At 67.9% G+C, this 4,267-nt stretch carries 4 protein-coding genes; all 4 read right to left on the reverse strand.

Features of this window, described 5'->3' with window-relative positions; all coding sequences use genetic code 11:
- Positions 1-148: 148 nt before the first annotated feature.
- Positions 149-925, reverse strand: a complete 777-nt coding sequence (locus tag ELR45_RS17020; protein WP_165367856.1) for a carbohydrate ABC transporter permease — start codon at positions 923-925, stop codon at positions 149-151.
- 25 nt (positions 926-950) lie between these two features.
- Complete coding sequence (locus ELR45_RS17025) at positions 951-1,898, reverse strand: carbohydrate ABC transporter permease (protein ID WP_129667465.1); 948 nt, start codon at positions 1,896-1,898, stop codon at positions 951-953.
- Positions 1,895-3,292 (reverse strand): extracellular solute-binding protein, encoded by a 1,398-nt coding sequence (locus ELR45_RS17030; protein WP_129667466.1) that lies wholly within the window; start codon positions 3,290-3,292, stop codon positions 1,895-1,897. The genes ELR45_RS17025 and ELR45_RS17030 overlap by 4 nt, the downstream gene beginning before the upstream one ends.
- A gap of 45 nt (positions 3,293-3,337) precedes the next feature.
- Positions 3,338-4,267 (reverse strand): GMC oxidoreductase (locus tag ELR45_RS17035; RefSeq protein WP_165367858.1); only part of this gene is annotated, 930 nt, incomplete at its 5' end.

Consider the following 4,267-nt stretch of genomic DNA (forward strand, 5'->3'; position numbering starts at 1 on the left):
GCGACGCTGTCGATCAGCCCGCGCATCACGTCGGCCGGGCGCTCGCCCTCGCGAAGCGCCGAACGCCGAGCCTCGGTGCGCACCTCGCGCTCCCCGTGGAACAGGGACACGCGCACGTTCGTGCCGCCGAGGTCCACGCCAACGACACTCATTTTCCTGCTCCTGCGGTGAGTCCGCTGACGATGTGCTTCTGCGCGAAGATCGCGAAGATGACGACGGGGGCCATCGCGATAAGCGACGCCGCCGCGAGTTGGTCCCACTGGATGGACGCGTAGCCCTTGTACGCGGCGATCGCGATCGGCACGGTCGGGTTGTTGAGCGTGAGCGAGAGCGCGATCGTCACCTCGTTCCAGACCGTGATGGCGATCAGCACGGCGGTCGTCGCGATGCCGGGGCGCACGACGGGCAGGTATACCCGCAGCAGCGTCTGCATCCGGGACGCCCCGTCGATGCTCGCTGCCTCGGCCACCTCGGCTGGCACGTCCTCGAAGAACCGCAGTAGCAGCCACATCGCCAACGGCACCATGAACACCTGGTACGCCAGCGCCAGACCGAACGACGTGTCGTAGAGCCCCACGTTCTGCAGTAGTACGTACATCGGGATCGCGATGAGGAAGTCGGGCAGCAGGTAGGCCAGCAGCAGCCAGAGCACGATCCCCGTCCTGGGGCGCAGCTCGAACCTGACGAATGCGTACGCGGCGGGGACCGTGACCACGAGCGAGATGATCACTGTGAGCACGACGACGATCATGCTCATCACGAGGGATCCGACGAAGTCGCTGTTGCTCCACACGGCCGCGAAGGCGTCGAACGAGGGCACGTAGAGGAACTCCGGCTCGCCTCCGGTCGCGGTGTTCTGCGTTGCGAGGGTGATTGTCCAGTAGAAGGGGAATAGGGTCGCGACGACCGTGCACGCGATGAACACGCTGCGGATCATGCGCCCGGTGGGGCTAGGCCGCATGGTGCACCGCTTTCCGCACGAGTGAGACAACGACCAGGGCGATCACGATCAGTAGGGTGTACGTGATCATCATGGTCATGCTCTCGCTCATCCTGAACTCCCGGAATCCCGTCCGGTACGCGAGCATCTGGGCGAAATCGGTGGACCTGGCGGGGCCGCCGTTCGTGGTACCGAACGCGAGGGCGAACACCTTGAGGCACTCCACGGCGCGGATGGCCGCGACCGTGCCGATCATCGGGAGCATCATCGGTACCGTCAGGAAGCGGAACCGGCTGATCGCGCTGGCGCCGTCGACGCTCGCGGCCTCGAACGGTTCCCTCGGCAGTGCCGCCAGTCCCGCGCTCAGGATGATGAACACGAATCCGGTCTGCCACCACGTGTCGATGCCGGCCAGCGCGGGCAGCGCCGTCGTCGCGGACCCGAGCAGGTCGATGCCTGACAGCCCGACCTTGCCGAGCAGGAACGGGATGACACCCAGCGTGGGGTCGAGCATGACCTTCCACACGAGCGCGACGACCATTCCCGACACCATCAGGGGCAGGATGAACAGGGTGCGCAGCCATCCGAGCCCGCGCGTCATCGACTGCACCGCCACCGCGATGAGCATCCCGAGGACGATCTCGAACGCGACGGCCAAGATCGTGAACAGCCCCGTGCGAGACAGAGACGCCCAGAACTCGCCGTCGCCCAGCAGGTCGACGTAGTTGGCGAGCCCGACGAAGGCGAGCCGCGATCCCCAGTCCCAGTCGAACAGGCTCAGTGAGAGTGAGTACACGATCGGCACGATCGAGCTGAGACCGAGTATGACGATCATGGGCACGACGTACCAGAAGGATCCGCCTCCGGTGGGCCCGGACTGCGGCGGGGGACCCCGCCGCGCGCCGCGCCCGCCTCGCCGCGTCCCCTCCTCGGTCCTTAGCAGCTGCCTCGTGGTCATTGGAGCGTCGCCCTCATCAGGTCGTTCGCCTCCGTTAGGACGGTCTCGGGGTCCTCGCCCTGCGCGATCGCGAGGACCGCGTCCACGATGACGAACACCCCCGGCTTCCACCCAGTGCGCAGCACCGCAGTCGTTCGCGCCGTCGATGCCACTTCGGCGGTCACGCGGACGAACTCCGGGTTCAGCGCCGCCAGGTACTCCTCGCTCTCCGATGAGGACTGGCGAGGAGCGCCTCCGGTCTGAATTCCGAGGGTCCCCGTCAGCTCTTTGGTCGTGGCCCACTGGAGGAACAGCCAGCTCGCGCCCTTGTTTCCGGCGTTTTTGGCGATCGACAAGCCCCACGACCACACGCCCGTGCTTCCCTCGACGTCGCCCGTGGGCAGCGGCGCGTACCCGACGTCCCCGGCGATCGCGGACGACTCGGGATCCTCAAATCCAGGCCCGAAGACGCTCGCGTCGATGAAGAACGCGGCTTTGCCCTGCGCGAACAGGCTGGTCGCGTCGGGCCAGTCGAGGTTGAACCTGTTGCTCGGCCCCGCGGCGACCAGCGCGGCGTAGTCGCTGAGGCCGTTCACGATCGAGGGGTCGGTCAGCCGAGGCTCGTCCCAGCTGCCGTCGAACCAGACGTTGTATGGCGCCTCGATCTCGCGATCCAGGGCCCACTGGTTCAGGACCATCGCGGTGATGGTGTCGCGGAGCCCGTCCGAGCGCACGCCGCGGACGACCGAGCCGAAGACGTCGCCGCCCCCCTTGGTGGTGATCTGCTGCGCAGCGGCGATCAGGCCGTCCATCGTCTTCGGCACCTCGCCGCCGAGGTACTCGTCAACGAGCTTCTCGTTGTAGAAGAGGATGTACGACTCGGTGGCGATCGGGACGCTGTACACCTGTGCGTCCGAGTCTCCCGCCGGGAACCGGACCGGGTCGACGAGCCCCGAGGGGAAGTCGTCGAAGTCGTACTCGTCGCTCGTGAGCGACGGATTGTCCAGGTAGGGCGTGAGCGGCTCGACGAGCCCGGCGTCGTACTGCGTGGCCGCGAAGTCGTCCATCTGCAGCATGTACACGCCCGGCGCCTCGCCGGAGCGCACTGCCTGCTCGACCTTCGCCGTGTACAGGTCCTCGGAGTAGGTGTTCAGCTCGACGTCGATGCCGGTGAGCTCTTCGAACTCGCCGAGGTGCTCCTTGACGCCGTCCGTCCACGGGTGCTCGTTGAGCATCACCGAGATCGACTCGCCCTCGAATCGCTTCCAGTCGAACTCGCCGGAGGTCTCCTGCGCCTCCTCGCCGCCGGTACCGCCGCCCATGCCCGCGCCGCAGCCCGTGACGACAAGGGCAAGGCCGGCGAGGGCCGCGGTGCTGCGTGTGGTGCGCGCTGTCGTGCTCGTGTGAGGTGTCATCCTTGCTCACTCCTTACTGTGCCGTGCTGGATTCGGGGTCCCGGATCAGTCACGGTCGACGACCGATTCGGCCGGCAGGTCGAGGACGGCCGCGGCGACGCGCGCGCCGATCATGGCTGTGGGCAGGTTGATGTTGCCGCGCGTGGTGGTCGGCATCAGGGATGCGTCCGCGACATGCAGCCCGGAGACGCCGTGGACCTGGCCGCCCCCTCCGACGACCGCGGATGCGTCCGAGGCGCGGCCCATCTTGCAGGTACCCGCGGGGTGGCAGTAGCTCACGATCCGGTCTAGGGGATCCCTGCCGTCGGTCACCTCGTCGCCGAGGATCTCGGCGAGCTCGCCGAAGGCGGCCATCGTCCGCAGCAGGTCGAGCGCCTCCGACAGGACCAGACGATCGTGGTCCGCGGGATCCGTGCCGTACCGGTGGTCGACGACCGGCGTGACGACGTCCAGGTCGCGCGATAGCGTGACCTCTCCCTCCGAGACCGCCCTCATCGCCCCGCCGTACAGCGAGATCGGCGGGAGTCCCGGGTGCCCGCTGTTCTCACCGGCGACCATGAAGACGTGGATGTCGTACGGACCGTCGTCGCACACCGACGAGCGGGCGCGGCCGACGGTCTGCTCGTCGGGATGGTGCGTCAGCGCGCGCAGCTCGTTGACGAGGCCGGGCCTGCCGACGTAATTGAGCGCCACGCACGCGTGGTCGAGCAGGTGCTTGCCGACGCCCGGCAGGTCGACGACCGGCTCGATGCCGAGCGCGCAGAGCTCGTCCTTCGGCCCGACACCGGATCGGAGCAGGACCGCGGGCGAGTGGTAGGCGCCCGCGGCGAGCACGACGCGGTTCGCCCGGACGAGAACGTGGTCCTCCCCCGCCTCGAGACACGCGCCGACGACGGCGCCGTCCTCGATCAGGAGACGCTCGGCCCTCACACCTCCCGCCACGGTGACGTTCGGGAGCGATCGGACCTCGTCGAG

The organism is Phytoactinopolyspora endophytica (assembly GCF_004138495.1).
Lineage (GTDB): Bacteria > Actinomycetota > Actinomycetes > Jiangellales > Jiangellaceae > Phytoactinopolyspora > Phytoactinopolyspora endophytica.

Coding starts and splice junctions, on each gene's coding strand:
- ELR45_RS17025 (WP_129667465.1), bottom strand. CDS start 1,898: ATGACCACGAGGCAGCTGCTAAGGACCGAGGAGGGGACGCGGCGAGGC.
- ELR45_RS17030 (WP_129667466.1), bottom strand. CDS start 3,292: ATGACACCTCACACGAGCACGACAGCGCGCACCACACGCAGCACCGCG.